The following is a 24,034-nucleotide window of genomic DNA, read 5'->3' on the forward strand; positions in this document are numbered from 1 at the left end:
GGTAGCACAACTACTGTCCTGTAGGACAGTAGTTGATGGTCGGTTCACCGACGACTAAACTTCAGCCATGAGCAGCAGTAAGGGAGGCGGTAAGGGAAGGGCGCTGCGCGCCAGCGACTTTCCCTACCGATCTCAATTGCTCGCGAATCTGAGTGCGCTGATCCTGCTTTGGGAGTCACCCGCTCTTCAGAGCCAGATCCTGGCCAAGAGCGGGGAGGCGCTGGACCAGCAGTCGCATCAGGCCCTCCGGCACCTTCTGGCGTGCGGGGCCATGCGACCGACGGCGCTGTCCGAAGCGCTCGGAACCGGTGCATCACACGTCAGCAAGATCGTCGGCCGGCTCGAAGGCGACGGCCTGGTGCATCGGACGGCGGACCCGTCCGACGGCCGTGCCTCGTTGATCAGCCTGACGGAAGCCGGGGAAGAAGCAGCACGCGGCGTCTACGCCCTCGGTGACCGGATGATCGGCGAGGCCCTCGCACAGTGGTCCGCCGCGGACATCCGCCGCTACACCGACCTCACCGCCAGGTTCGTCACCGACGCCATCGCGTCCGCCGACCGCCAACTCGACCGCGGGCTTCTTCCCGACGGTGACGGCGACTCGTAGCACTTCTGCGTACAGGGTCCGCAATGGATCGCACGCACACTTACGCACAGCATTGCTAGACTGTGCGTGGAGGTGCTGACGATGACGACCTTGGCCGAGGTGCTGAGCCAGTACGGTCCTGACCTCGACGAAGGCGAGTTCCTCGCCGACCTGAAGGCGAAGTTGGCTGCGGTACACCGCGACGACGGTCCGGGCCTGACTATCGGGGAACTCGACTTCCTCGAGTCGCACGGCGGCCCGGATGCGCGAGCGGTCGTGCATGACTGGGATCCGGTCGCGCAGCGTCGCCGCCGACAGGAGGTCGCCGCCGGGTCCGTGCAGTCGGTGTGGGCGGCGACGATGTCCGCCTCGGAGGTTGCGGAAACACTGGGGAAAGGTCGCCCACAGATCTCCAGGGACCTGAAAGCCCGCAAGCTGTACGGGATCCGGGTGGGATCCCAGTGGCGCATCCCGCGGTGGCAGTTCGTGAACGGCGCCGTTCTACCGGGGCTGGACGGTGTCGTCCCGGCCATCCCCGATGACCTTCACCCGACCGCGATCGAAGGGTTCATGACCACCGAGCAGGACGAGTTGAGCGGTCGAAGTCCGATCAGCTATCTGGTGTCGGGCGGGGATCCTCGCGTGGTGGCCGAACTGCTCGACGGGTTGGACAGATAGCGAGTGGCGGCGTTCCCGAAGGTTCCGGCTTCGCCGCCGGGACTGCTGACGGCACAGCCCGACGACATCAGGAGCTTCACCGGCGCGTTGTGGCGGATCAATGTCGTCAAGGGTCGACATCCATCGGTGTGGAACGGTTTCCGGACCTTCGGGCCGACCGGGTCCCGTTGGGACCCGCACCCCTCGCCTCCCGGCGACCACGCGGGATTCGGGGTGTTGTACACCGCGACGGAACCGGCGACCTGCGCCGCCGAGGTGTTCCAACTGCAGCGGACGATCGTGCTGAGCGACCACCATGCCTTGACCGGCTGGCAGCCGACCCGACCCCTGCGTCTGCTGGACCTCACCGGAGGCTGGGCCCTACGGCAAGGTGCATCGAACTCCTTGTCCGCGGCGGACCGGGTGGTGTGCCGCCGATGGGCTGCGGCGATCCGGCTCGCCTGGCCCGCCCTGGACGGCTTGTACGTCCTGTCGACGATGACCGGAGTCGAGACGGTGGTGCTGTTCGAGCCCGCCGGCGACTCGTTCCCGGCCGCACCGAACTTCCAGCGCCCGCTGGATCATCCTCTGGTCCACGCCCTGATGGACCGGGCATCGGCGCGATGCGGGTACCGGCTGGCCTGACCATGCCATCCGCAGGTCGGCGGCGACCTGCGGGGTTCTCGACCCTTTCTCCCGATGATCGACGATCGGTCGCGTCGGCTGTCCGGCCGGACGTCATGGTGAGCGGACGGAGCCCGGGATCCGACGCTGCCGCCCGTCCTACCCGGGTCGTAGGGTCGGGTGATGGGGAAGATCTGCAGCGACTGCGGCCGCACGCACGACGATGATCATGACCTGCATGTTCGATTCAATCAGCCCGACCCTGTGCTCGCGGCCGGGCCCGTCGATGATGCTCTCGTCTGGATGAGCGATCAGACGGCTCGATCATCCGTCCTCATGCAGGTCCAAGGAGTCGGCGCCTTCGTCCGCGCGTTGCTCAAGATCGAGCTGACGGCGGACCATCGGGTCACCTACGGCGTGTGGGTTGCCATCGATCCGGCCGAGTTCATCCCGGTGTTCGAGAACTGGTGGGAGCCCAGCTACAAGGACCTTCGCCTTCACGGACTTCTTGCGAATGCCGTTCCACCGTGGGGACTCTTCGCCAAGCAGGTGACCATCGCGGTCACCGACACCGACAGCCTCCCCTACTGCGTCGACAGTGCCGACCAAGAGCTGCGCGACGTAATCACCGGCCGATTCGATCACCAGATGGTGCTCGCTGCGGTACCGGTCAAGACTTGAGGTCGTCACCGACAGAGGTCTCGCTGTCGCGAAGATCCTGATGGTGAGGGCGTGGCTCGACGCCGATGCTGAGTCCGCCGAGCGCAGTGCAACTCCCGACACCGACGCGCAACCTGGCTGCACCACGGATGAGGCATGATCCAGGGGTGCCTCGCTCGTCTGTTCCGCCCCCGGACCTGCCGTTCGACGACGAGGTGATCCACGCGTTGGTCCGGCGCCGGGACACCGGCCGGCGCGACGGCCACCGGATCGCCCTGGTGATCGGCGGGGGCGGTATGCGGGGCGCATACGCCGGCGGGATGACCCACGCCATCCACGATCTCGAGCTGGGCCGGCACTTCGACGTGATCTACGGCAGCTCGGCGGGTGCCTACATCGGCGCCGGCCTGCTGATCGGCAAGGGCCCGGGCACGGCGCAGATCTTCTACGAGGACATGGCCAGCCCGGCCTTCATCGACCACCGCCGGCTGCGCAGCCGGCAGCCGATGATCGACCTCGACCATCTGCTCGACGCGATCATGGTCGACAGCAAGCCGATGGACTGGCCGGCGCTGCGTGACTCGAAAGTCCCGCTCCGCGTCGTGGCCACGGCGGTCGACGACCTGAGCGGCCACGTCCTGCAGCCCCGCACCGCCGCGGAGTGGAAGCTGGCGCTGCGCGCGACCTCCACGATCCCCTGGCTCGCGGGCCGACCGGTCCGACTGCACGGCCGCCGGTGGATCGACGGGTCCGTCGCCGAGCCGCTCCCGCTGGAACGCGCCCTCCGGGACGGTGCCACCCACGTGCTCGCCCTGGTCAACCGCACGGTCGTCGAGCTCCGCCGGGCGACGCCGCAGCGGCGCGCCTCCGGGTGGGCCCGGACGCTGGACCGGTTCATCCCGGGGCTGGGCTCGATGGCGCAGGAGACCCGGCGGCACGGACCGGTCATGGCACTGCTCGACGCACCGAAGGACACCGCGCCGCACACGGCGCACCTGGCGGTCGTCACCCCGCAGCAGGACGCCGGTGTCAGCGGACTGACCACCGATCCGGCCCGCGTCGAGGAGGCCGCGCGGATCGGCTATGCCACCTTCCGCGCCGCGGCGGACCGGGTCATCGCGGCCTCCGCCTGAGCTCTTCTGCGACCGGACATGACGAACCTGCCCGGTCGCAGATGCTGGCTCAGCCGAGGTCGTTGATACCGAGGGAGAAGTCGAAGTTGCCGACGCCTCCGCGGGCCAGGCCCATGGTCAGTAGGCCCGCACCTTCCACCCAGTGGGCCATGTTCAGGTCACCGGTGTCCCGCGGGCGGTGGCCGATGCTCACGACGAACTCCGCCACGGTCGCCTTGGCCGCCGCGTCATCGCCCGCCATGAAGACGTCGACCGGCTTGCCGCCGGCCAGCACGTGCCGGAACAGGGTGTTGAACGCCTTCACCACGTGTGCACCGGCCGGCGCCGCCTCGGCCACCATGCGGGCGACGGACGTGTCGTGCGGGATGTCGAGGCCGGTGGCGGCGGCGTTGAACGGATTCGTGATGTCGACCAGGATCTTGCCGTCCAGCGCTTCGCCGAACTCCCGGACCACCGGCACGGCGCTCTCGAAAAGGACGGCGAGTACAACGATCTCGCCGGCCGGAGCGACTCCCCAGGTACCGGCGGTCCCGCCGATCGAGGCTGCCAGGGCGGTCGACTTCGCCGGATCCCGGCTGATGATCTCGACGGTGTGGCCGGCCTGCACGGCCAGGGTGCCGATCGCGCCGGCCATGTTGCCGGCGCCGATGATGCTGATGGTGCTCATGTGTGTCTCCTCGAGGTCGGGTGTCGCGTGCATCGAGCTAAACGGGGGGTACCCCGCTTCTATTCCCCGTAGCGTGGTGCGCGTGAGCCTCCCGCTGGTACCGATCGGTGGTCCGCGCCCCCGGCGCGCGGATGCCGTGCGCAACCGGGATCACCTACTGGCCGTGGCGCGCGAGGTCCTCGTCGAGTCCGGGCCCGCCGGTATCACCATGGACGGGCTCGCCGAGCGCGCCGGCCTCGGCAAGGGCACCGTCTTCCGCGCGTTCACCACCCGGGCCGGCATCTTCCGTGCGCTGCTGGAGGCCGACGAGATCGCCTTCCAGACCGAGGTGATCAGGGGCGACCCGCCGCTCGGTCCGGGCACGGACCCCGTGCAGCGCCTGATCGCCTACGGCCGGGCACGCAGCACCTTCCTGATGGACCATCGGGAGCTGATGCGGTCGACCCTGGAACCGAGCAACCCCGTCCCACCGTCCGGGGTCGAGTTCTCCCACACCCACATCCGGCTGCTGCTCGGTCAGGCCGACCTCGGCATCGACGATCTCGACAACCTGGCCGTGCAACTCGCTCTCGCCCTCGACGGCCCGCTGCTGCTGGCCTCGTACAGTCCACCCCCGCCGGGCACCCGGCGGGTCGGGTCGTTGGAGGACAGCTGGCAGACGCTGATCGAGCGGTTGTGCCGCCCGGAGACAGTGCAGACGGTCGCCGGATCCACCGAGGGATGAACCGGGGGCGAAACCCGGGGTAGTTGATCTTGCCCGGAGTAGATTCGGCCCGGTGGAGGCCTGGACCGTACCCATTGCGCTGCACGCTGTCGCCGCGACCCTCGCCCTGGTCATCGGCCCGTTCCAGATCCTCCGTCGGGTCAAGGGCGACCTGATCCATCGCATCGTCGGACGGACCTGGGCCGGACTGATGCTCTTCGTCGCCGCGGGGTCGTTCCTCTTCGGCGGCTACGGGAGCGCCATCGACATCTTCCTGCGTGCGCTCGCGGTGTGGACGTTGTTCAGCGTCACCTTCGCGATCTGGCGCGTCCGCCGCGGGGACGTGCAGAACCACCGCGGATTCATGATCGGCACGTACCTCGGCCTGATCGGTGCGCTCATCGGTGTTCTCGCCGTGCACACCCGCCGAATCCCGTCCTGGTTCGAGGCCTATCCGCTGATGATGTCCCTCATCGCCGTCGCCATCGTGGCGGTCGGCGGCTTCTTCCTCGCCTGGGTGGACATCCGGTTCCGCCCGGCACCACCGCAGCCGTCACCGACAAGCTGAATAGCCGACCAGCTGATGAGCCAGTCAGCTGATCAGCCGGCGAGCAGATCCCCGGTACCGCGTCGGTAGGCGTCCGCGGACTCGGCGAGCTCGCCCGCATTTCGTTCCAGCAAGGGCACCAGCTCGGGCAGATGGCCGAAGATCAGCGGCAGGCGGTGGCGCCAGTCGTGGCGGCGGAGCGTCTGGTGGTAGTTGGTGTGGCTGATCGCCTCCAGGCGGTCGACATCGGCGGCCAGGGCTGTCAATTCGGCGTACGCCTGCTCGGGATCGTCCGACAGCTCGATCGTCGCGTCGGTCCAGTCGAGCAGTTCCGCCGCCTCGGGAGCAGACGGCCGCACGCCCGCGACCAGACACCCGGCGGCCAGCGACTCGAACCAGCGTTGACCGACGAACGAGCAGGGGAACCGCCCGCGGGGGTCGACGACTTCCGGTGCATACGCGAGCGCGATGCGCGACATGCGCAGCAACTGCCAGAAGTGCGCCCGGTGCCGATCGGCATCGACCACCGTGCCCATCCGGATGTGATTGGTGTGCTGGTAGAACTCCGAGGCCGAGCTGTTCATTCGGTCCGAGAGCAGGCGGGACACCGGCATCGACTGCCGTCCGTACCCGTTCACCGTCACCCACCGGTCGCGCATGCCACCAGGACGGCCGTAACGCACGGCATCGACACCCACCGGCGTGTAGGCGATCTGCGTGCCGAGCAGCTTCGCCTGCTCGTCGACCAGTGCGCGGATCGGGTGATGGATCGTGTCGAACCGGCGGAGCCGCCGGACGTACGGGGTCAACGGCCGTGCCCTCGCCGGCAGCTTCTTGAGCCGCTGCGAGGTGAAGCCGTCGAAGATGTAACCGATCACCTGAGCGCCGTCCGGGATGTACTTGGCGCAGGCGGCGACCATGTCGGCCAGCTCGGGATAGCTGATGGCCGAGAAGAACCACAGGCCAGGGGAACTCGGCGGGCGCGGCTTCTTCCAGTCGACCACCTCGAGGTCGAGGACGTCGACGACGACGCGGTTGAGCTCCGCGACCACCGTGGTGGACGCAGGGATCGTCGACGCGTATGCGGTACTGACGATGACGCCGTTCGGTGACATACAGACCATCCCCACCACTGAGTGTGTTGCTCTCCCCTTGTGGAAACGACGTTATCCCCCGATCGCGGCGCACAGGTTAACTCTGCGTTGCTTCTGCATCGGTCCCAGGGGATGAGGTCCGGACCCGGTCGTGGCGTTCCGGGAGTCGCCGGTACCCCGCCGACTCGTAGGTCGCGACCGCACCGACCCGCTCCGACTCGGTGCACACCGTCGCCGCCGAGCAACCCATGTCCTGCAGTGCCGCAGCGGCCGCCAGGCAGATCGCCCGGCCGTGGCCGTGACCGCGGTGATCTGCGTGCACACCGATGGGCTCGAGCAGTCCGGGACGTCCCGGTCCGGCGCCCCAGACGGTGACACCGGCCACCGGCAGGCCGGCATCGTCGTACCCGAGCAGGCATCGGGCGTCGCTGAACGCCGCGCCGCGCGACATCTCATCCCACAGATCGGTGGTGAAACGCGCACTGCCCCAGGCGGAACGGTGTACCTCGACGAAGTCGTCGATCTCGTCCTCGCCGACCGTGACCACCCGCAGTCCGGCCGGTACCGGTACCCCGACGTCGAGCGAACGCGACAGCGGCGTCCACGAATCCCCCTGCGACCACGAAGAACTCGTCAGCAGCTCCTGCACCAGCGTGCCGTTCGGCGTCTCCACCGCGGTACCGGCGGCCAGTTCGGAGAGATCCGCGACGACCCGCTCCGCCAGCATGCGGTCCCGCCGCAGGTCGGGCGCGACCGTCATCCGCAGCACCGCAGGACCGTCGAAGAGGCCGATGCCGACGATCCGGTCGTCGTCGGTCCAGACCCGCAGCGCGCCGGCGACCGCGTCCGGCCCGTGCTGCCAGTACCAGCCGAGGTCACCGGGGTGCAGCTGCATCGGGGCCGTGTCGGACTGCCACTCCCGTAGCTCCCGCACGACCTCGTCCAGGCCATCGACAGCGGGCACCTGCAGGGTGATCGGCACGCCGACCAGTAGACGCTGCTGCCGGGTACTGCGCCACGGATTTCCTCCGTCGATGCGGTGGCCGGGCGGGGTCGGTCGGAGATTCGGTTCCGGCTGAAGAGCGATCCGTACCTCGTCGAGTTCTCGACGAACACCTCGGACGGGATCACTCTCGCGGCCGACCCCGGAGCGGCCCCCAGCAGGGCCGGCGCTAGAGTGCCGTGAAGATCGACATCGAGCAGCGCACCACTAGGAGCCGACCCATGGCCGGTCGCCCCCGCGACATCCTCCGCCCGCACCCCGATCGAGGCGAAGCGTCATGAGAAGCCTGCTGATAGGGCTGCTGGCAACAGTTCTCGCCCTCACTGCCTGCACCTCGACGCCTGACGCCACCACCACGACCGACACCACCGCGAACACACCGTCGAGCAGCTCTGTGCCGAGCGGCCCCGCGTCGACCGCCGGCGATCCGATGGCTGCCTCGATCGCCGCGCTCATCGAGCAGCAGATGACCGACCAACACCTGCGCGCGGTGCTGGTGAAGGTGACCCGCGGCCACACCACTGTGCTGGAGAAGGCTTTCGGCGAGTCGCTGGACGGCGTACCGGCGAGCACCGACATGCATTTCCGCAACGGTGCGGTTGCCTTCGCCTACCTCGGCACGCTGCTGATGCTGTTCGTCGAGCAGGGAAAGGTCGGGCTGGACGACACCATCGACCGGTGGCTGCCGGACCTGCCGGAGTCGGACGCCGTCACCCTGAAGATGCTGGCGAACCAGACGAGCGGCTACCCGGACTACGAGACCGATCCCGACTGGACCACGGCGTTCAACCTCGACCCCTACGCCGCGCAGACCTTCGAGAGCCGGATCGACTACACATTCCGCCGGCCGGTGCAGTTCGCACCCGGCAAGAACTGGAGCTACTCGCACACCAACTTCATGATCCTCGGCGAGATCCTGGCGAAGATCGGCGGCCGCCCGCTGGACGAGCTGCTCTCGGTGAACGTGCTGCAGCCGATGGGTCTGACGAACACCACGGCCACCGACACGGCAGACCTGCCGGCCCCGGTGCTGCACTCCTTCAGCTCGGAACGCCGTGTCACGCTGGGCATCCCGGCCGGCGCCCCGTTCTACGAGGACTCGACCTACTTCAACTCGATGTGGGGTGTACCGCCGGGCGCGAACCAGTCGACGACCGTCGACGACCTGGTCACCACGGCGACCGCGGTGGGCACCGGAGCGCTGTTGTCCGCGGAGTCCTACGACACCATGACCGGCCCGCACCTGCTCGGGTTCGGGAAGAAGGAGAAGGCTTGCGAGCCGACCTGTTTCACCCAGATCCCGGCCTACAACTACGGTCTCGGCATCGTCCGGTCCGGTGACTGGATCCTGCAGAACCCGCTGCTGGGTGGCTACTCGGCCACCGCTGCCTACCTGCCCGAGCAGCGGATCGCCATCGCCGTGGCCGTCACCTACCTGCCCGGTGCCTTCGACGATCAGGGTATCGAGCCGAACTCGGCCGACCAGCTGTTCCGGATGATCTCGACGGTGGTGGCACCGGACGCGGCTGCCCCGATGAAGTGAGCAGGGACGACCGCGCGAGCGCTACACAGCTCAGATGCCGGCGGCCGCTTGTTCGCGGAGATACTCCCGGAGGTGCGGCAGCGTGAAGGTGACGAAACCGTATCCGGCAGGCTCGATCAGCTCAGCTGCGATGAGTCGCAGACGGTACTGACTGGCGTAACTGGTACCGACGCCCAGCCGTGCCTGGACGTCTCCCATCCGGGAGGGTCCGTCATCCGCCGCCATTGCCAGCAGGAACGACTTGTCGATGTCGGATGCTGTCCTCAATGCTGGTTCGTGGACGAGAGTGCCCAGTCTGCGACGCGCCCGTTCGACGCCTTCGGTCGCGTCATCGACGGAGATCTCGTCGAGATGTGGGTGGAGCCGCCAGGTCTGTGCGCCGATGAGCTGCAAGAGGAACGGGTAGCCATCGGTGGCGCGGACCATGATCTGCAGTGCCGGGTCACCGACTCTTCGGCCCGCTGCTTCGATCGGCTCTCGGAACCCTCGTTCCACATCGTCCCGCCGCACAGAACCCAGGCCGTGTCGCTCGGCGCGACGCAGAAAGGTCAGGACGTCGTCGTTCACCACGTCACTGACGCCGGAGGCAAGGCCTGCACCCACGAAAGCCAACTCTCGTCCCTCGCGAAACGCGTGCTGGACAGTTGTCGCCAGCTCGCGCAGCTCGGGCAGTTGATTGCGGTGGATCTCGTCAAGCGTGATCAGCAGCCCGGTGCCGTGCTCTGCCAGCAGGTTGGTGACGGCTTCGACCTGGCTTCGCAAACCAGCCATGACCTGGTGGTTCTCGGCGGTGGCCCAGTCCACCCGTCCCATTCCGAGAGGAGCGGTGACGCCCTTCAAACGGCGTTGAACGGCCTTGGGATCTAAGTCCCGCAGGATGCGCGGGAGGTGCTGCTCAGTCATTCGCCCGATGAATCCTGCGGTCGCGGTTTCGCTGACGACCAGCCACCCCCGTCCCCTCGCAAGGTCTTCGACGGCGTTGAGCATCACGGTCTTCCCTGATCCGCGAGCACCCGTGTACAGCGTCGCTCGTCCGGTTGCGCCCGGTCCGTTCTCCAGCGCTTCGGCGAAGTCGTCGAGAACGCCCTCTCGTCCGACGAGCAGCGGTGGACTCACCCCGAAGCCGGCATGGAATGGGTTCGGCATGGCCCCAGCCTACCGCTGGTTTAGATCCTTTTAGATCTTTTAGAGGTGACTAGTTCCACCAGATTCCTACTGGTCAGCGACCCAGCTGATCCCGCCGCCGCTGCAGGTGCGCGATCTCCACCGGATTGCTCGCCACGTCGATGGCCGCGTCGTAGGCGGCGCGGGCCTCCTCGCTGCGCCCGATCCGGCGGAGCAGGTCGGCCCGGGTGGCGTGGAAGGGGTGGTAGCCGGCGAGCCGGTCGCCGAGCCGGTCGAGGACGGCCAGTGCGACGTCCGGACCGTCCAGCTCGGCCAGCGCGATCGCGCGGTTGAGCGCCACGATCGGCGACGGGTCGATCCGGGCGAGCTGATCGTAGAGCGCGAGCACCTGCGACCAGTCGGTGTCCCGGACATCCCGCGCGGAGGTGTGCACCGCGTTGATCGCGGCCAGGATCTGGAACCGGCCTGGCGCGACACCGGCCGCCAGCCGCTCCCGGACCAGCGCGTGCCCCTCGGCGATCAGCGCCACATCCCAGCCGCCGCGGTCCTGCTCGGCCAGGGTGACCAGCTCGCCGTCGACCGAGAGGCGCGCCGACCGACGCGATTCCGTCAGCAACATCAGGGCCAACAGGCCGGTCACCTCGCCGTCGCCGGGCAGCAGTGCGCGGAGCAGGCGGGTCAGTCGGATCGCCTCGCCGGTCAGCTCGCTGCGCACCGGCGCCGCGTCGGGTCCGGAGGACAGGTAGCCCTCGTTGAACACCAGGAACAGCACGGCGAGCACCCCGGTCATCCGGGCCGGCAGGTCATCCGCGGACGGCACCCGGTAGGGGATGCGGGCCGCCTTGATCTTTGCCTTCGCCCGGGTGATCCGTTGCGCCATCGTCGTTTCCGGCACCAGGAACGCGTGCGCGATCTCGGCCACGGTGAGCCCGCCGAGCATCCGCAGGGTCAGCGCCACCCGCGCCTCCATCGCCAGCGCAGGGTGGCAGCAGGTGAACACCAGCCGCAGCCGGTCGTCCTCGACCACCCCGAGATCCGACGCCGGGCTGTCGTCGTGCTCCATCACCGCCTGCCTCTGCTTGTCGTCGCGGCCCGCCTCCCGGCGGAGCCGGTCGATCGCCTTGCGGGTCGCGGTGGTGGTCAACCAGCCACCCGGGTTCGGTGGCACCCCGTCCGGCCACTTCTCGACGGCCGAGGCGAACGCCTCCGCCGCCGCATCCTCGGCCACCCCGAGGTCGCCGAAGCGTCGGGCGAGGGCGGCGACCACCCGGCCCCACTCCTCGCGGTAGGCGCGGGTGACCGCCTCCCGGGCATCCGTCACAGGGACGCGAACGGCCGGACCTCGACCTTGCCGCGGCAGGCCTTCGAGGCGCCGGCGGCGATCGACAGGGCCTGGTCCAGATCCTCCGCCTCGATGATCCAGAAGCCGGCGATGTACTCCTTCGCCTCCAGGTAGGGCCCGTCGGTGAAGAGCGGGATCTCACCCTGGCCGTCGACGACCGTCGCGGTCGACGCGTTCGCCAGCCCGTTCGCGAAGACGAAATGTCCGTCGGCCTGCAGCTGGTCGTTGAACCGGCCGGTCTCGGCCCAGGACTCCTCCATGGTCTCGCGGTCCGGGTAGCTGCCGAACTCGGTCATCTCCGCAGGTCCGAACACCGACATCAGGTACTGCATCCCGATCAACTCCTCGTCCTCCGGGCGGCCGCGGTCGGCCGCCTCACCCCTGCTACGAGCGGCACCGTCCCGATACGACACCCGCGCCGGAGAAATTTCCAGCGGATCGGGCAGCCGGCCGGGCACGATGGCGGGCGTGCCCGGGACCTTCTTCACCTCCGATCTGCACCTGGGCCACCGGTTGGTCGCGGGACTGCGGGGGTTCGACGACCCCGCCGACCACGACGACGAGATCGCCCGGCGCTGGCGGGAGACCGTTGGTGACGGCGACACCGTCTGGGTGCTGGGCGATCTCGCGGTGACCTCGTCGGCCATCGGCATCGAGCGGACGCTGCAGCGGATCGCCGGGCTGCCCGGCACCAAGCACCTGGTCCCCGGCAACCACGACCCGGTGCACCCGATGCACCGGCACGCGCACCGCCATCAGCGCCGCTACCTGGAGGTCTTCGAGTCGGTGCAGGCCTTCGCCCGCACCCGCATCCCGGTGCTTCCGGACGTCCGGGCGACCCCAATGATGCTGTCGCACTTCCCGTACCTCGCCGACCACTCCGACCCGCCGCGGTTCCTGGAGTACCGGCTGCGCGACGAGGGGGAGTGGCTGCTGCACGGCCACACCCACGCGGCCGGGCAGCGCACCTCCGTCCGCGAGATCCACGTCGGTCTCGACGCCTGGGACCTGCGGCCGGCGGCACTGGAGCAGGTCGCCGCACTGCTGGCGGGCGCAGCGTCTTGACAGTGTGATTTCCCGGTCGTGAGGTGACTGCGTCGCGGACCTGCACCAACCGGGGGTGGATGTGTCGGAGAGACCAGAAGTCATCGCAGCCATGGAAGACTTGGCGCGTGCCCGGGAGCGGCAGCGTGCCGCCAGGTCGGCGATCGACGCATCGGAAGGAGTCCGCGTCGTACACCGCGGCCGACCGTTGGATGTCGTGGCGGCGATCAGGCTCATCGCAATCAATGAGATGGTGCGTCCGTTCCCCGATGATCTCCGCCCGGACGCCGATTTCGCGGAGCGAACCGCCGTGCAGACATCCAAAGTCCCGCGACCGCCCGATCGTCGAACCTGCGAGCCGATTCTCCGCAACGTCGCTGAGCGGGGACTGCCACGGTCAGTGGCACCCCCGGTGGCGGTCGAGCCCTACATCAGAAGCCACGGCAGCAGGTTGAGTAAGATCGATCATATCGATCGGTGTCGCGCAGTTCGGTGGCGGAACGCCAGTAACAGCGCAGCAGCAACGGAAGCAGACCGTCGCCTACATCAGCAACGACGCGCTCACTGGGCCTTACACCACTCTGCTGGACTCAACCGTCGCCCGCTCATGCCGCGACGTCGGCCGACACTCGAAAAGGTGCCTGCCAGGCCGGAGCATGGTGGCCGTGGCTAGGCAGCTCGTCCTTCGACCGTCCGGTCGTCTCGGCACAGCCCGACCATCAAGCAAAACACCCATGGGTCTATGACTGGCGTCGGCTGTCACTGTCCGTAGCTAGGTCGGAAACACGCATCGAACATCCTGTCTGAGCCACGCCCAATGTCGGACGGGGAGCCTACGGTCTGCCACGATGGGGTAGCGCAGGACGGAGGAGACATATGGCACGCGCCGACCTACTACTTGCCTTGGTCCAGTCAGGGGCCGGAGGCGATGAACTGGCGTTCCGTCGCGCCGCTGAAGCCTTGATCGCGGAGGAAGAGGGCAAGAAGCACGGAGTCCTCGCCGGCCAGCTTGCGGACGCTCTGACGAAGCGTCGGAACCCGTCGAAAGTTGCGCTGCTGGCCCGCAATGATGCTGCCGCAGCTTTGCTCCACGAGATCGAGCCCGAGCGTCGAGCCACCGAGCTTGTGTTGCCCGCCACTGCACGACAGTCTGTGAACGAACTCGTCGAGGAACACCATCGACGGGACTTGCTTCGCAGCCACGGCGTCGAACCACGCCACCGCATCTTGTTAGTCGGACCCCCTGGGGGCGGCAAGACTTCGCTTGCTGAAGCAATCGCAACAGAGCTCGCTGTCCCGCTCTTGAGCGTTCGGTACGAAGGCCTCATCGGCAGCTTTCTCGGGGAAACCGCAACTCGTCTTGAAACGCTATTCGCTGCCGTGCGCCTCCGGCCGTGTGTTCTCTTCTTCGACGAATTCGACGCTATCGCGAAAGAGCGCGGCGACACACACGAAACAGGCGAAATCAAGCGTGTCGTCAGCTCTCTACTGCTCCAAGTCGACAAACTGCCGTCCCACGTCGTGGTCGTGGCCGCCACCAACCACGCTGAGCTGTTGGATCGGGCCGTGTGGCGACGCATGCAGCTACGTGTCGAGCTTCCCCCGCCGACCCGGGCGGCCAAGATCGAGTGGCTCAGCGCCTGGTCTCATCGCACGAGAGTCGACCTTGGTCTGGCCCCCAAGACCATTGCTGAGAGACTTGCCAATGTCAGCTTCGCCGAGCTGGAAGAATTCGCACTTGACGTACAGCGCCGATCCATCCTGTCCGGCCCCGAACCCCACGCCCGCGAGGTTGCCCAACAGGTGCTGAAGCAATGGGCGGCGCGGTCGCGAACTAACGCCAAATGACCACCGCCGGTACCGGTGGTGCTTCGACTGACCGTCCCATCATCCTCAGCGAAGCCGGGCTAGCTCGTTCGATCCAACGTCCCGGCGGGGGCGGAAAAGGCCGAGTCAACTACGCCAACGTCGAAAAACGTGTCGAACGACTGGATGTCCGCTTCGACGCGCTATCCGCAGCGCTAAGCGATCAGGTGAAGCTCGCAGCGTCAATACAGTCGGCCGATCCGCAGCTTGTGCTGGTCATGGAGGCACGTGAGGAGACGATCGACCTCAGCGGCGTCGCCAGCTCGATGGGTATCGAGGTCGTCGCCGAAGCGGAATCCCGAGTCGAGCCCGACGACGAGTTCACTCTGGCGTCCGACAAGCCCAGAAGTCCGCTCATCGCGTCCTGTCTGCATGCCATCTGCGTCAATCAGACTTCCCTCAACTCTTTGCTCACCCTGTGGCGGGCTTGGAAGAAGGACGGCAAGCTCCCACGGGGTAAAGCGAAATTACGCGACTTCTTCGTCCACCTGAAGGATATCCGCCCCTGGGGCACTCACGATCGACTGAAGATGATCGACTGGGACGACCATTTTGGCGGGGTCGACTTAGATCAGCTTGTCTCGATCGAGATCGAGCTGTGGTTCCGAGGCTCGGACACCACCCGGAACGCCGCTCAGGCGAATGTCACAGCTCTGCTTGCACGAGACGGTGGCTCGGTCACGTCGTCGGCGGTCATCCTGCAAATTGGGTACCACGGACTTAAAGCGAGGGTGCCCAACCGAGTCCTCGAACAGCTCGCTCGGGGCCAGTTCGAGTCGGTCGAGGTGGTCAAGTCTGCCAACGTCATGTATCTCAAGGCCAGTGGGCAGGATGCGCTGCCAATCGGCGAAAGTACCGACGCAGAAGCAAAGGTCGTATCTCCGCCTCCGACGGGATCTCCGGTGCTGTGCTTGTTCGACGGCGTACCAGCAGCAAACCACTCACTTCTCAGCAACCGAGTAACGGTTCTCGACCCCGACGACCTAACGGCTGACTACGGGGTCGGAGTGCGTCGACACGGAACAGCAATGGCGTCGATCGCGATCTGGGGGGATCGCAATTTCGATGGACCGGCCGCGGCTCGCCCGGTTCTAATACGACCCGTCATGCGTCCGTGCGAAGAGACATACCCACCGGCCGAGGAACTACCCACCGATTCGCTCGCACCAGACCTCATGTGGCGGGCATTTCGCGATCTCTTTGACGAAACGCCTGATGGCATGCCACCTTCAGCACCTGAGGTCAGCATTATCAACCTGTCGATGGGCGACCCGGCAACGCCGTTCGACAGCGTCCTATCGGCGTGGGCACGCATGATCGACTGGCTGAGTTACGAGTACGGCGTGCTGGTCATCGTCTCGGCCGGGAACTATGGCCAACTCGACCTGAGTCCGTCGAATAGTAGCGACCTGGCACAGCTCGCGGGCGATCAACGCCGGCAGGCAACCCTGGCCGCACTTGATCGCCAACAGAACGCTCGCAGGCTACTTGCTCCAGCTGAGTCCATCAACGCCCTCACAGTTGGGGCCATTCATGACGACGGCGCTGAGAATGCGCCGCTGGGCTATCGCGTGGACCCGAACGATGGGTTGGTCAGTGTCAGCCCGGTGTCAGCTACCGGATCGGGGTACCGGCTTAGCCTGAAGCCGGACTTGGCGGCCCCTGGCGGAAGGGCGTACTTCGCAACGGGAGGGCCCTCAAATTCCTCCATCAGGTTCCCACCCGCCAGTCCCCTTGGCCCGGGCATCAAGGTCGCAGCGCCGGAAGGCAACAAAGAGACCCACACGATCGGAACGAGTGCAGCAGCTGCGTTGGTGTCGCGCCGGGCCGCTCGCCTGCACGATTTACTCGACGAAGTGACCGCTGGCCGCACTATGAGTCGTCGTCAGCGAGCTTCGGCTATGAAGGCGCTTCTGATCCATGGCGTCGATAGGTTCGCTGACCTGTCGACGTCCCCCCTCCAGCTCGAGCGGGCCATCGGCAATGGCATTCTCGTAAGGGATTTCACCGCCGGGTGTGGGTCGAATGAGGCAGTTCTCCTTTTCCTCGGACGGATCTCCGACGCCCAAGAACAGCCGCTAGCCATTCCGCTCCCAGACGGCTTGAGCGTGCGGGAGGCCAAACGAATCGAGGGAACCCTGGCCTGGCTCTCTCCGGTCAACTGGCGCCACCGCCAGTACCGACGAGCAGCCCTGTCCTTCGTGACGCCTGAAGGGCCCATCCCAACACTCGGCACTGCCCGAGGCATCTCCTCGGACACAGCCAAAGCTGGTGCAACCACGGTCCAGCACCTGTCTTGGGACACCTCAAGCGCTTGGGCGGTCGGCCAAGGCTCCGAAGTCACGATCCGGGTGAAGTGCTTCGCCCAAGCCGGCGGCCTAGATGAGCCAGTCGATTACGCCGCTGTCGCATCGATCTGGGTAGCACCCGCCGTCGGTGTTGACGTCTACACGCAGGTGCGTGACCAGGTACGAGCCCGTGTGGCGGTACAACCCGGCGCCTAGGAAGCATGGCCGCTCCGTGGGCCTGGCTGCCGAGGCGCACAGCGGCTCGGCTGGCGGTGCAGCGCAGCAAGGGCCGAAAGGTTCAGGTCGCGGGGGTCTCGGAGAACAGCTGGATCAGGTTGCCGCAGGTGTCGTCGATGACGGCGACGGTGACCGGGCCGGCCGGGGTCGGGTCGGTGAGCACCCGCACCCCGAGACCCTTGAGCCTGTCGATCTCGGCGTGCACATCGGCGACACCGAAAGCGGTGCAGGGAATCCCGTCCTCGACCAGGGCCGCCTTGAACGGCCCGACCGCCGGGTGGCCGGACGGTTCCAGCAGCAGCTGGGTGCCGTCGGGGTCGCCGGGTGCGGTGAGGGTGAGCCAGCGGTCGGTGCCGATCGGCACGTTGTGCTTCGGTGCGAAGCCGAGCACGTCGGTGTAGAAGCGGAAGGCCTGCTCCTGGTCGTCGACGAACACGCTGCAGTAGGCGATGGTGGGCACACGGACTCCTCAGTCGGTGGGATCGGGGACCGGCCACCGGCGCTGGATCTCCTGCAACGGGCGGGTGTCCACGTCGTGGAACTTGTACCGCCCCTCACGCCGGACCCGGACCAGCCCTGCCTCCTCCAGCACCGCGAGGTGCTGGGAGAGCGCCTGCCTGGTCATCGGGAAACCGTTCTCGATGAGCCGGGTGCAGAGCGCGAACAGGGTCTGGCCGTCGGTGGCCGTGAGCTCGTCCAGCAGCGCGCGCCGCGTCGGGTCCGCGATGGCCCGGTAGATGTCGCTCACCGGGTCAGCATAGGCAAGTAGCTACTTGCCTGTCGAGGGGTGCGGCATGGCTCCCTGGTGCGCGCAGGACGGGGGACACACGCCGGACCGGCAGAGATCCGCCCGATCAGCAGGGCGGCCCGGAAGAGCTCGGCCGGTTCAGCGTCCGCGACGGTTCGTGCGAGCGCGACCGTTGCCACGCCCACCGCCGCCCCGCGACGGGCCGCGGTACTCACCGGGTTCCGTCCAGTCCGGGGCCTCGCCGTCCGGCTGCAGCTCCACGGACCGGCCGGTCGGCGCCACGTACTGGAACGGCGAGAGCACGGCGTCCACCGAGGAGCCGCCGGCGATGTTCGCGGGCTCGTCGAGAACCGAGTGGGAGAACAAGTTGTCGTTGATGATGGGCTCCTGTCGCCGGGGTCGGCTGCACCCCGGGTCGAGCGAAGTAGGGGGTCGGCACACCGACGGTGCGACGACCTGGTGGAGACGGCAGTGGCAAAGATCTGTGACCCCCGTCGACCTCGACGTTACACCCCGGGGGATGGACACCCTGGGACATCCGGGAATCGCCGCCCTGGGCCGTGCCCGCATCCCCGCTCGCCGACCCGGATCAGGACCAGGGCAGTCAGTGCTGACCGAGCTCCCGGACGGGATCGGTCGAGGGATCCGGGAGTGTGCCCACCCGGTCCTTCCCGCCCCGCTTCGCGATGTACATCGCGCGGTCCGCAGCGGCGTACAGGGTGCGCAGGTCGACGGCCTGGGTCGGCGCGTGCGCGGTGCCGGCACTGACCGAGACCTGCACCTGCGCGCCACCGTCGAGGATGAACGGGTGCGACCGGATCGCCTGGACCACGGCCGCCGCCCGCTCGACCATCCGACTCGCCGAACACCCCGGCAGCAGAACGGCGATCTCGTCGCCGCCCAGGCGGGAGACCACGTCGCCCGGGTCGCTGACCGCCACCAGCAGCTCGCCGAGTTGCACCAGTACGGCGTCGCCGGCCGGATGGCCGTACCCGTCGTTGATCGACTTGAAGTTGTCGACGTCGAGCAGCAACAGCGCCGTGCCCTGCCCGCTGGCCGCGCCGGACAGTGCCGACTGCGCGGCCTGGTCGAGCACGGTGCGGGTGGACAGGCCGGTCAGCGGGTCGATCGCCGCCCGCTGCCGGAGCCGGCCGATCAACTCCGCCTGCTTCTCCCCGGAGATGATCAACAGACCGGCCGTGGTGATCATCACCGCGCCGACGTAGGCGATGGACACGATGGCGGACCGCAGATCCAGCTGCAGCGCGACCACCAGGATCTCGCCGAGCACCGCCACTGCCGTCACCGCGACCGCACCGGCCCGCGGCAGCTGCGAGGCCGCGTACAGCACCGGGAACACGAAGAACACCTGCGCCGCCACCGACGAGTCCCTGGTGGCCAGGTCCAGCACGACGATCACCGCCACCGCCAGGAAGGGCGCGACCGCCCAGACCGGCGCGGGCACCGTCACCGCCCGCTGCATCCAGGTGCCGACCACCACGACAGCAACGCCGAGTACCGCGGTCAGCACGATCGCCGGCACGCTCACCTCGTCCGGGGACAGGGCAGCGAACAGCACGGACACACCGGCCGCGACCCCGGCCAGCACGACCACGACGCGGACCGCCGACGCGGCGTGACGGGGTTGCATCGCGGCGACCGCGGCCCGGATCATGCTGCTGCCACCGTGCTCATGTCATCGACGCTCACGGTGTCGACCCTGTGCTCGTCACGCATTCAGGTCAAGCACCTCCGGTCACAGGTCGGTATCCATCACGGCGCAACTGTTGCGTCGGCGGCCGGTAGTGGCCACGGTGGGACACCGACCGCCCGACCTGCCCGAGCCTGAAGGAGAGTTGTCATCCGGACCCGACCCGCCGTCGCCGCCCTGCTGCTCTCGGTCGGTCTGCTCGCCGCCTGCAGCCCGGCCCCGTCCGCAGCGCCCTCCGTGGATCCGCCGGTCAGCTCCTCGACGTTGGTCCCGACCCCGACGATGTCCCGGCCCCCGGCCTCGGAGGTCACCCTGAACAGCCGGTCCTTCGGCGACGACCTGGTGCACGCCGAGGTCCCGACCGGGTGGCTCCGATGCGCCGGGGACCCGACGAAGGTGACGACCCGCGGCTGCGGCTCCGGGGTGCGGAGCATGTCCGTGCTGACCCTGGCCGGCGCCGAGCGGCCGGACGGGACGGCGGAACGGTGCGCCGGTCACCAGGTGGATCCGGAGTCGGGCTCGACAGTCCGGCCCCTGGTCGTTCCGCAGCGGGTCAGCGACACCCTCGGTGGCGCATGGTCTCTCGCCGCCATCACCGTGGTGGACAACGATCGCGACCGTCCCCGGGCGGTGTTCTGCGGTCTGCACGGCGACCTCTCGGCGGTGATGGTGCTGGAGACCGCGAACCTGTCGAAGCTGACCAGTCGGCTGCAGGACTTCTGGAGTACCGCGGCCACGCTCACCGTCTGACCGCGGTCACCGCCCGGGCTGCGGTAGACGGCGGCTCTCCGCGGCGTGCAGCACGTGCGCGCGGAACAGTTCGGCGGACGGCAGCAGGCGGGTCTGCGTGGACCAGCCCAGCCCGATCTGCCGCGCCGCCCCGGGATCGGCGATGGCCAGGTCCACCAGCGCCCCGGTGCTCTTCCCACGGGCGTCCTCGTCCTGGGCCGGCACGATCGCGATCCCGAGACCGGCCGCCACGAACCCGCGCATCGTCGGCACGTCCTCCGCCTCGAACACCACATCGGGCTCGAAACCGGCCTGCTGACAGAGGGTCTCGGAATGCTGGCGCAGGAACGACGGGCGGCGCAGGGAGATGAACTGCTCGTCGGCCGCCTCGGCCAGCGAGATGCGTTCCCGGTCGGCCAGCCGATGGCCGGTCGGCACCGCCAGTCGCAGCGGTTCGACCATCAGCGGGTACCACTCGACGGTGCGGTCGGCCGGTCGCACGGTGGTGATCTCGAGATCGACCCGGCTGTCGGTCGGTTCGGGTCCGGTGACGTCGTCCCGGACCTGCCGCAGGTCGAACACCACATCGGGGTGCAGGCGGCGGAACGGGCCGATCAGCCCGGGCACCATCCAGGTCGACAGCGACGGGTGGGAGGCGAGGACGACCGTCCCGGTTTCCGGATCGACCAGCTGGCTGACGGCGGCGAGTCCGTCGTCGAGCTGATTGAGCAGTCCGTCGACGTGCCGTTTGAACAGCACGCCGGCCTGCGTCATCCGCAGGACCCGGCCGGTGCGACGGAGCAGCGGGGTGCCGACCTCGTTGTCCAACCGGGCCAGCGCGCGGGACAGGCCGGGCTGGGTGATGTGCGCGGCCTCGCTGACCTCGGTCACCGTCGCACCTTCGGCGACCTGCTGGAACCAGCGCAACACATCGGTGTCCATACCCATGACTACAGGGTATGGTTTCGGCGCTGAACTGTCATTGGACGTATGAGTGCCTGGTCGTCACCATTGATGTATGTCCCTGATCGACCGTTCCGAGAAGTCCCGCCGCGCGCACTCCGCCCCGCTGGGCCGCCTGCAGGATTCGTTCCGCGCCCGTCGCGCGGTCCGGTCCGAGCAGCGTCGGCTCGAGCGCGAGCTCGGCGCCTACCTGTCCCCCTCCGACCGCCTCGAGCTCGACGCCATGATCGAGCGGGCCACCCCGGAGGACGCTGCCGACATCGCCCGCATCGTCGAGCGTTCGCGCAGCCGTCACCGTCACGATGTGCCGGCGGCGACCCGCCTCGTTCTCTGATCCTCCGGATCTTCGAGTCCGTCCGGACCCGACCAGAGCGAGCACGTCCCGTACCGCCCCTGCTCCACGAGGTTCCGCCGTGTTGAACCCTGAACTCCTGCAGCACATGTCGACCGAGGTGGCCGCCGATGCCGCCGCCCGGCCGCGGCTGCAGGCCGAGTTGTCCGAGATCCTGACGCCCGCCGACAGGATCGAGCTCGAAGCCGCGCTGCGGGCACTGCCCGCCCAGCGCACCGAGCAACTGCGCGACCTGCTGTACCGCTGAGCCTGCCGGATCCTCTGCGATCCACCACGGCCGGCAGTGCCGCGTCCGTGTTCCAGAGATCTGGCCGGTCGCACCGCAGGTGCACCACCCCGACGAGCCCCGCGCTCCCTGCTTCCCGCACCGTCCGCTTCACCTTCGGAAGGAGACTGCGATGAACGACCTCCGCGCGATGTACCGCGCCGCTCCCGGCCTCGTGGCCGCCGTCGGCGCCATGTTCGCCGCTGCCGTGGCTTTCGGCGTCACCGCCCTCGCGGTGCTCTGACGAGCCGCCCCGCACCGCAGTACCCGAAGCGCCGCCCGGATTCCTCCCGGGCGGCGCTTCGTCGTTCCGGCGCCGGCCGTTCCGCACGCCCCGGGCACGGGGCCGAAGGAATGCCGCGCATCCGATGCGTCGCCATTTCGATTACTCTCCGCGAGGGTATCGACACCGTTGGTGGATCGGAGGAGGGGCCGTGTCGTCCGAAGTCATGCTGCCGGCCGAGGAGAGCGCGTTGCTCGAGGACGTGCTGGCGTCCGGTCGGATCAGCACGGTCTTCCAGCCGATCGTCGATCTGGAGACGGGCAGCACCGTCGGGTACGAGGCGCTGGCCCGGGGGCCGCGGGGACCGCTCGAGCGACCGGACCTGTTGTTCACCGCCGCCCGGCGGGCCGGGCGGGTGGCCGAGCTCGACGAGCTCTGCCGGGGAACCGCGATCCGCAGTGCGATCGAGGTCGGGGTGCACGCACCGCAGACCTTGTTCCTCAACATCGAACCCGAGGCCGCCGACCCGTCGACCCTCGACGAGGTCCTGGAGCTGGCTGCGTCCGCCGGTGACCTGGGTGTGGTCCTGGAGATCACCGAGCGGGCGCTGGCCGCGCGGCCGGCCCGCCTGCTGGCCACCGTCGCCCGGCTCCGGGAGGCCGGCTGGCGCATCGCGCTGGACGACGTCGGCGCGGACGACCTGTCCCTGGCGTTCATGCCGATCCTGCGACCGGACATCATCAAGTTGGACATGAACCTGGTCCAGCGCCGCCCGGACGCCACCGTCGCCGCGATCCACACGGCCGTCGACGCCTACGCGGAACGCAGTGGCGCGGTGGTGCTGGCCGAGGGCATCGAGACCGCGGAACACCTGCAGATGGCGCGTTCGCTGGGCGCGACCCTCGGTCAGGGCTGGATGTACGGCCGCCCCGGACCGTCGGTCCCGACCCAGACCGGCCCCGTCGACGGGAATGTGCTGGTGCCGCCCGCGCCGGTGGATGAGCAGTCCCGGCCGTTCGCCTCGCCGTTCGACGCCCGACCGACCGGGACCAGCACTCGCCGGGCCGGACGGACCCTGCTCTACGAGATCAGCAAGCACCTCGAGCGCGAGGCGATCCGGGCGGGCCGCACCTCGGTCGTGGTCGCGACGTTCCAGTGGCCGGAGCAGTTCACCGGCGCCACCCGCGACCGGTACGTCGACGTGATCCGGGAAGCCGGTTTCGTCGCCGCGGTGTGCCCGGTCGACGAGGCGGACCCGGTGCGCGGGCAGTGGAACGTCTGCGTGCTCTCCCCGCATTTCGCCGGTGCGCTGCTGGCGCGCGACATCGACGCGCCGAGCACGGACCCGGACCGGCTGTTCGAGTTCGTGGTCACCCATGACCGGTCGGCGGTCGCCGCCGCCATCGGCGCGGTGATGACCCGGCTCGACCCGCCCGCCGGCGACCCGGTCCTGGTGGACATCGACGACGGCACGGTCCGCGAGGTCGCCGACCTGCCCCGGCTGAAGTACCTGCGTTAGCCGGACGTTCCTGCGCCGGCCGTCAGTACCTGCGCTGGTTGGAAGGATCTGCGCCGGCCGTCAGCACCTGCGCCGGTCGGAAGGGTCGGCGAACCTCGGCCCACTGCGCTGTTCGGGCCGGTCCCGCCCGTGTCACCCGTCGGCCCGCGGTCCGCCACCCGGCCGTGGACAGCGGGTCACGGGCGTGCGTCCGCCAGGGTGATCCGGGCCGGGGAACGGACACGGTTGGTGACCGATCCGTGGGGCCATGTCCGTTGTGTGCTGTTCGACGGTGTGAAGGGCACCCCGGTCGCGCTCCGCCGGGGTTGCCCGGAAGTAAAACGGCTGTCAAGGTGAACAGGCCCGCACAGCAGTCCGCGGGTGCTGCAGCCTGTTGCCGATTTCTGATCGACCGCCACTGCCGAG

26 protein-coding genes are annotated in these 24,034 nt (G+C 68.4%); 15 read left to right on the forward strand and 11 right to left on the reverse strand.

Going from position 1 to position 24,034, the window contains the following annotated elements:
- Positions 1-67: 67 nt before the first annotated feature.
- The 5 genes from GIS00_RS14055 to GIS00_RS14075 all read left to right on the forward strand — a co-directional run bounded on the left by GIS00_RS14055 (position 68) and on the right by GIS00_RS14075 (position 3,660).
- Complete coding sequence (locus tag GIS00_RS14055) at positions 68-607, forward strand: MarR family winged helix-turn-helix transcriptional regulator (protein ID WP_154769033.1); 540 nt, start codon at positions 68-70, stop codon at positions 605-607.
- An 81-nt stretch (positions 608-688) separates the two neighbouring features.
- The gene (locus GIS00_RS14060; RefSeq protein ID WP_154769034.1) at positions 689-1,264 is read left to right on the forward strand and encodes a MerR family transcriptional regulator; all 576 of its coding nucleotides are present in this window, start codon (positions 689-691) and stop codon (positions 1,262-1,264) included.
- 3 nt (positions 1,265-1,267) lie between these two features.
- On the forward strand, positions 1,268-1,888 hold the full coding sequence (locus tag GIS00_RS14065; RefSeq protein ID WP_322097953.1) for an RES family NAD+ phosphorylase: 621 nt from the start codon (positions 1,268-1,270) through the stop codon (positions 1,886-1,888).
- Between the two features lie 162 nt (positions 1,889-2,050).
- A complete protein-coding gene (locus GIS00_RS14070; protein WP_154769035.1) occupies positions 2,051-2,548 on the forward strand; it encodes a DUF2199 domain-containing protein in 498 nt (165 codons plus the stop codon).
- A gap of 146 nt (positions 2,549-2,694) precedes the next feature.
- Positions 2,695-3,660, forward strand: a complete 966-nt coding sequence (locus GIS00_RS14075) for a patatin-like phospholipase family protein (RefSeq protein WP_322097954.1) — start codon at positions 2,695-2,697, stop codon at positions 3,658-3,660.
- A 49-nt stretch (positions 3,661-3,709) separates the two neighbouring features.
- Here GIS00_RS14075 and GIS00_RS14080 read toward each other — a convergent pair whose 3' ends face one another.
- Entirely contained in the window at positions 3,710-4,327 is a 618-nt protein-coding gene (locus tag GIS00_RS14080) for an NADPH-dependent F420 reductase (protein ID WP_154769037.1), read from the reverse strand.
- 82 nt (positions 4,328-4,409) lie between these two features.
- Between GIS00_RS14080 and GIS00_RS14085 the strand changes: the two genes are divergently transcribed.
- The gene (locus GIS00_RS14085) at positions 4,410-5,051 is read left to right on the forward strand and encodes a TetR/AcrR family transcriptional regulator (protein WP_322097955.1); all 642 of its coding nucleotides are present in this window, start codon (positions 4,410-4,412) and stop codon (positions 5,049-5,051) included.
- 52 nt (positions 5,052-5,103) lie between these two features.
- Positions 5,104-5,598 (forward strand): DUF2306 domain-containing protein, encoded by a 495-nt coding sequence (locus GIS00_RS14090; protein ID WP_154769038.1) that lies wholly within the window; start codon positions 5,104-5,106, stop codon positions 5,596-5,598.
- A gap of 32 nt (positions 5,599-5,630) precedes the next feature.
- On the opposite strand, the gene GIS00_RS14095 is transcribed toward GIS00_RS14090, so the two are convergent.
- The gene (locus tag GIS00_RS14095; RefSeq protein WP_196073277.1) at positions 5,631-6,692 is read right to left on the reverse strand and encodes a glycosyltransferase; all 1,062 of its coding nucleotides are present in this window, start codon (positions 6,690-6,692) and stop codon (positions 5,631-5,633) included.
- Positions 6,693-6,768: 76 nt separating this feature from the next.
- On the reverse strand, positions 6,769-7,653 hold the full coding sequence (locus GIS00_RS14100; protein WP_322097956.1) for a GNAT family N-acetyltransferase: 885 nt from the start codon (positions 7,651-7,653) through the stop codon (positions 6,769-6,771).
- A gap of 298 nt (positions 7,654-7,951) precedes the next feature.
- Between GIS00_RS14100 and GIS00_RS14105 the strand changes: the two genes are divergently transcribed.
- On the forward strand, positions 7,952-9,217 hold the full coding sequence (locus GIS00_RS14105; RefSeq protein ID WP_154769040.1) for a serine hydrolase domain-containing protein: 1,266 nt from the start codon (positions 7,952-7,954) through the stop codon (positions 9,215-9,217).
- A 30-nt stretch (positions 9,218-9,247) separates the two neighbouring features.
- On the opposite strand, the gene GIS00_RS14110 is transcribed toward GIS00_RS14105, so the two are convergent.
- From GIS00_RS14110 to GIS00_RS29350, 3 genes are all read right to left on the reverse strand, one after another.
- On the reverse strand, positions 9,248-10,363 hold the full coding sequence (locus GIS00_RS14110; protein ID WP_154769041.1) for an ATP-binding protein: 1,116 nt from the start codon (positions 10,361-10,363) through the stop codon (positions 9,248-9,250).
- A gap of 73 nt (positions 10,364-10,436) precedes the next feature.
- Positions 10,437-11,663, reverse strand: coding sequence for a sigma-70 family RNA polymerase sigma factor (locus tag GIS00_RS14115; RefSeq protein WP_322097957.1), 1,227 nt, complete (start codon positions 11,661-11,663; stop codon positions 10,437-10,439).
- Complete coding sequence (locus GIS00_RS29350) at positions 11,660-11,980, reverse strand: YciI family protein (protein ID WP_407666870.1); 321 nt, start codon at positions 11,978-11,980, stop codon at positions 11,660-11,662. The genes GIS00_RS14115 and GIS00_RS29350 overlap by 4 nt, the downstream gene beginning before the upstream one ends.
- Positions 11,981-12,152: 172 nt before the next feature.
- Here GIS00_RS29350 and GIS00_RS14125 point away from each other — a divergent pair, with 172 nt between their 5' ends.
- From GIS00_RS14125 to GIS00_RS14135, 3 genes are all read left to right on the forward strand, one after another.
- Positions 12,153-12,749: a metallophosphoesterase family protein gene (locus GIS00_RS14125; protein WP_322097959.1), complete on the forward strand. Its 597-nt coding sequence runs from the start codon at positions 12,153-12,155 to the stop codon at positions 12,747-12,749.
- An 855-nt stretch (positions 12,750-13,604) separates the two neighbouring features.
- Complete coding sequence (locus tag GIS00_RS14130) at positions 13,605-14,576, forward strand: AAA family ATPase (RefSeq protein WP_154769044.1); 972 nt, start codon at positions 13,605-13,607, stop codon at positions 14,574-14,576.
- Positions 14,573-17,098 carry a S8 family peptidase gene (locus GIS00_RS14135; protein WP_154769045.1) on the forward strand — a complete coding sequence of 842 codons (2,526 nt, stop codon included), beginning with the start codon at positions 14,573-14,575 and terminating at the stop codon, positions 17,096-17,098. The genes GIS00_RS14130 and GIS00_RS14135 overlap by 4 nt, the downstream gene beginning before the upstream one ends.
- Positions 17,099-17,180: 82 nt before the next feature.
- Here GIS00_RS14135 and GIS00_RS14140 read toward each other — a convergent pair whose 3' ends face one another.
- The 4 genes from GIS00_RS14140 to GIS00_RS14155 all read right to left on the reverse strand — a co-directional run bounded on the left by GIS00_RS14140 (position 17,181) and on the right by GIS00_RS14155 (position 19,542).
- Positions 17,181-17,579, reverse strand: a complete 399-nt coding sequence (locus GIS00_RS14140; RefSeq protein WP_322097960.1) for a VOC family protein — start codon at positions 17,577-17,579, stop codon at positions 17,181-17,183.
- A 9-nt stretch (positions 17,580-17,588) separates the two neighbouring features.
- Positions 17,589-17,867: an ArsR/SmtB family transcription factor gene (locus GIS00_RS14145; protein WP_322097961.1), complete on the reverse strand. Its 279-nt coding sequence runs from the start codon at positions 17,865-17,867 to the stop codon at positions 17,589-17,591.
- A 138-nt stretch (positions 17,868-18,005) separates the two neighbouring features.
- Positions 18,006-18,233: a hypothetical protein gene (locus GIS00_RS14150; RefSeq protein ID WP_154769046.1), complete on the reverse strand. Its 228-nt coding sequence runs from the start codon at positions 18,231-18,233 to the stop codon at positions 18,006-18,008.
- Positions 18,234-18,471: 238 nt separating this feature from the next.
- Positions 18,472-19,542: a GGDEF domain-containing protein gene (locus GIS00_RS14155; protein ID WP_154769047.1), complete on the reverse strand. Its 1,071-nt coding sequence runs from the start codon at positions 19,540-19,542 to the stop codon at positions 18,472-18,474.
- Between the two features lie 318 nt (positions 19,543-19,860).
- On the opposite strand from GIS00_RS14155, the gene GIS00_RS14160 reads away from it, so the two are divergent.
- Positions 19,861-20,328 (forward strand): hypothetical protein, encoded by a 468-nt coding sequence (locus GIS00_RS14160; RefSeq protein WP_154769048.1) that lies wholly within the window; start codon positions 19,861-19,863, stop codon positions 20,326-20,328.
- Positions 20,329-20,334: 6 nt separating this feature from the next.
- Here the strand turns inward: GIS00_RS14160 and GIS00_RS14165 are convergent, their stop codons facing one another.
- On the reverse strand, positions 20,335-21,255 hold the full coding sequence (locus GIS00_RS14165) for a LysR family transcriptional regulator (protein WP_230313545.1): 921 nt from the start codon (positions 21,253-21,255) through the stop codon (positions 20,335-20,337).
- 70 nt (positions 21,256-21,325) lie between these two features.
- On the opposite strand from GIS00_RS14165, the gene GIS00_RS14170 reads away from it, so the two are divergent.
- From GIS00_RS14170 to GIS00_RS14180, 3 genes are all read left to right on the forward strand, one after another.
- Positions 21,326-21,604 (forward strand): hypothetical protein, encoded by a 279-nt coding sequence (locus GIS00_RS14170; RefSeq protein ID WP_154769049.1) that lies wholly within the window; start codon positions 21,326-21,328, stop codon positions 21,602-21,604.
- An 82-nt stretch (positions 21,605-21,686) separates the two neighbouring features.
- Positions 21,687-21,869: a hypothetical protein gene (locus GIS00_RS14175; protein WP_154769050.1), complete on the forward strand. Its 183-nt coding sequence runs from the start codon at positions 21,687-21,689 to the stop codon at positions 21,867-21,869.
- Between the two features lie 452 nt (positions 21,870-22,321).
- Positions 22,322-23,629, forward strand: coding sequence for a sensor domain-containing phosphodiesterase (locus GIS00_RS14180; RefSeq protein ID WP_196073278.1), 1,308 nt, complete (start codon positions 22,322-22,324; stop codon positions 23,627-23,629).
- The last annotated feature ends 405 nt before the right edge of the window (positions 23,630-24,034 follow it).

Source organism: Nakamurella alba, assembly GCF_009707545.1.
GTDB classification, from domain to species: domain Bacteria; phylum Actinomycetota; class Actinomycetes; order Mycobacteriales; family Nakamurellaceae; genus Nakamurella; species Nakamurella alba.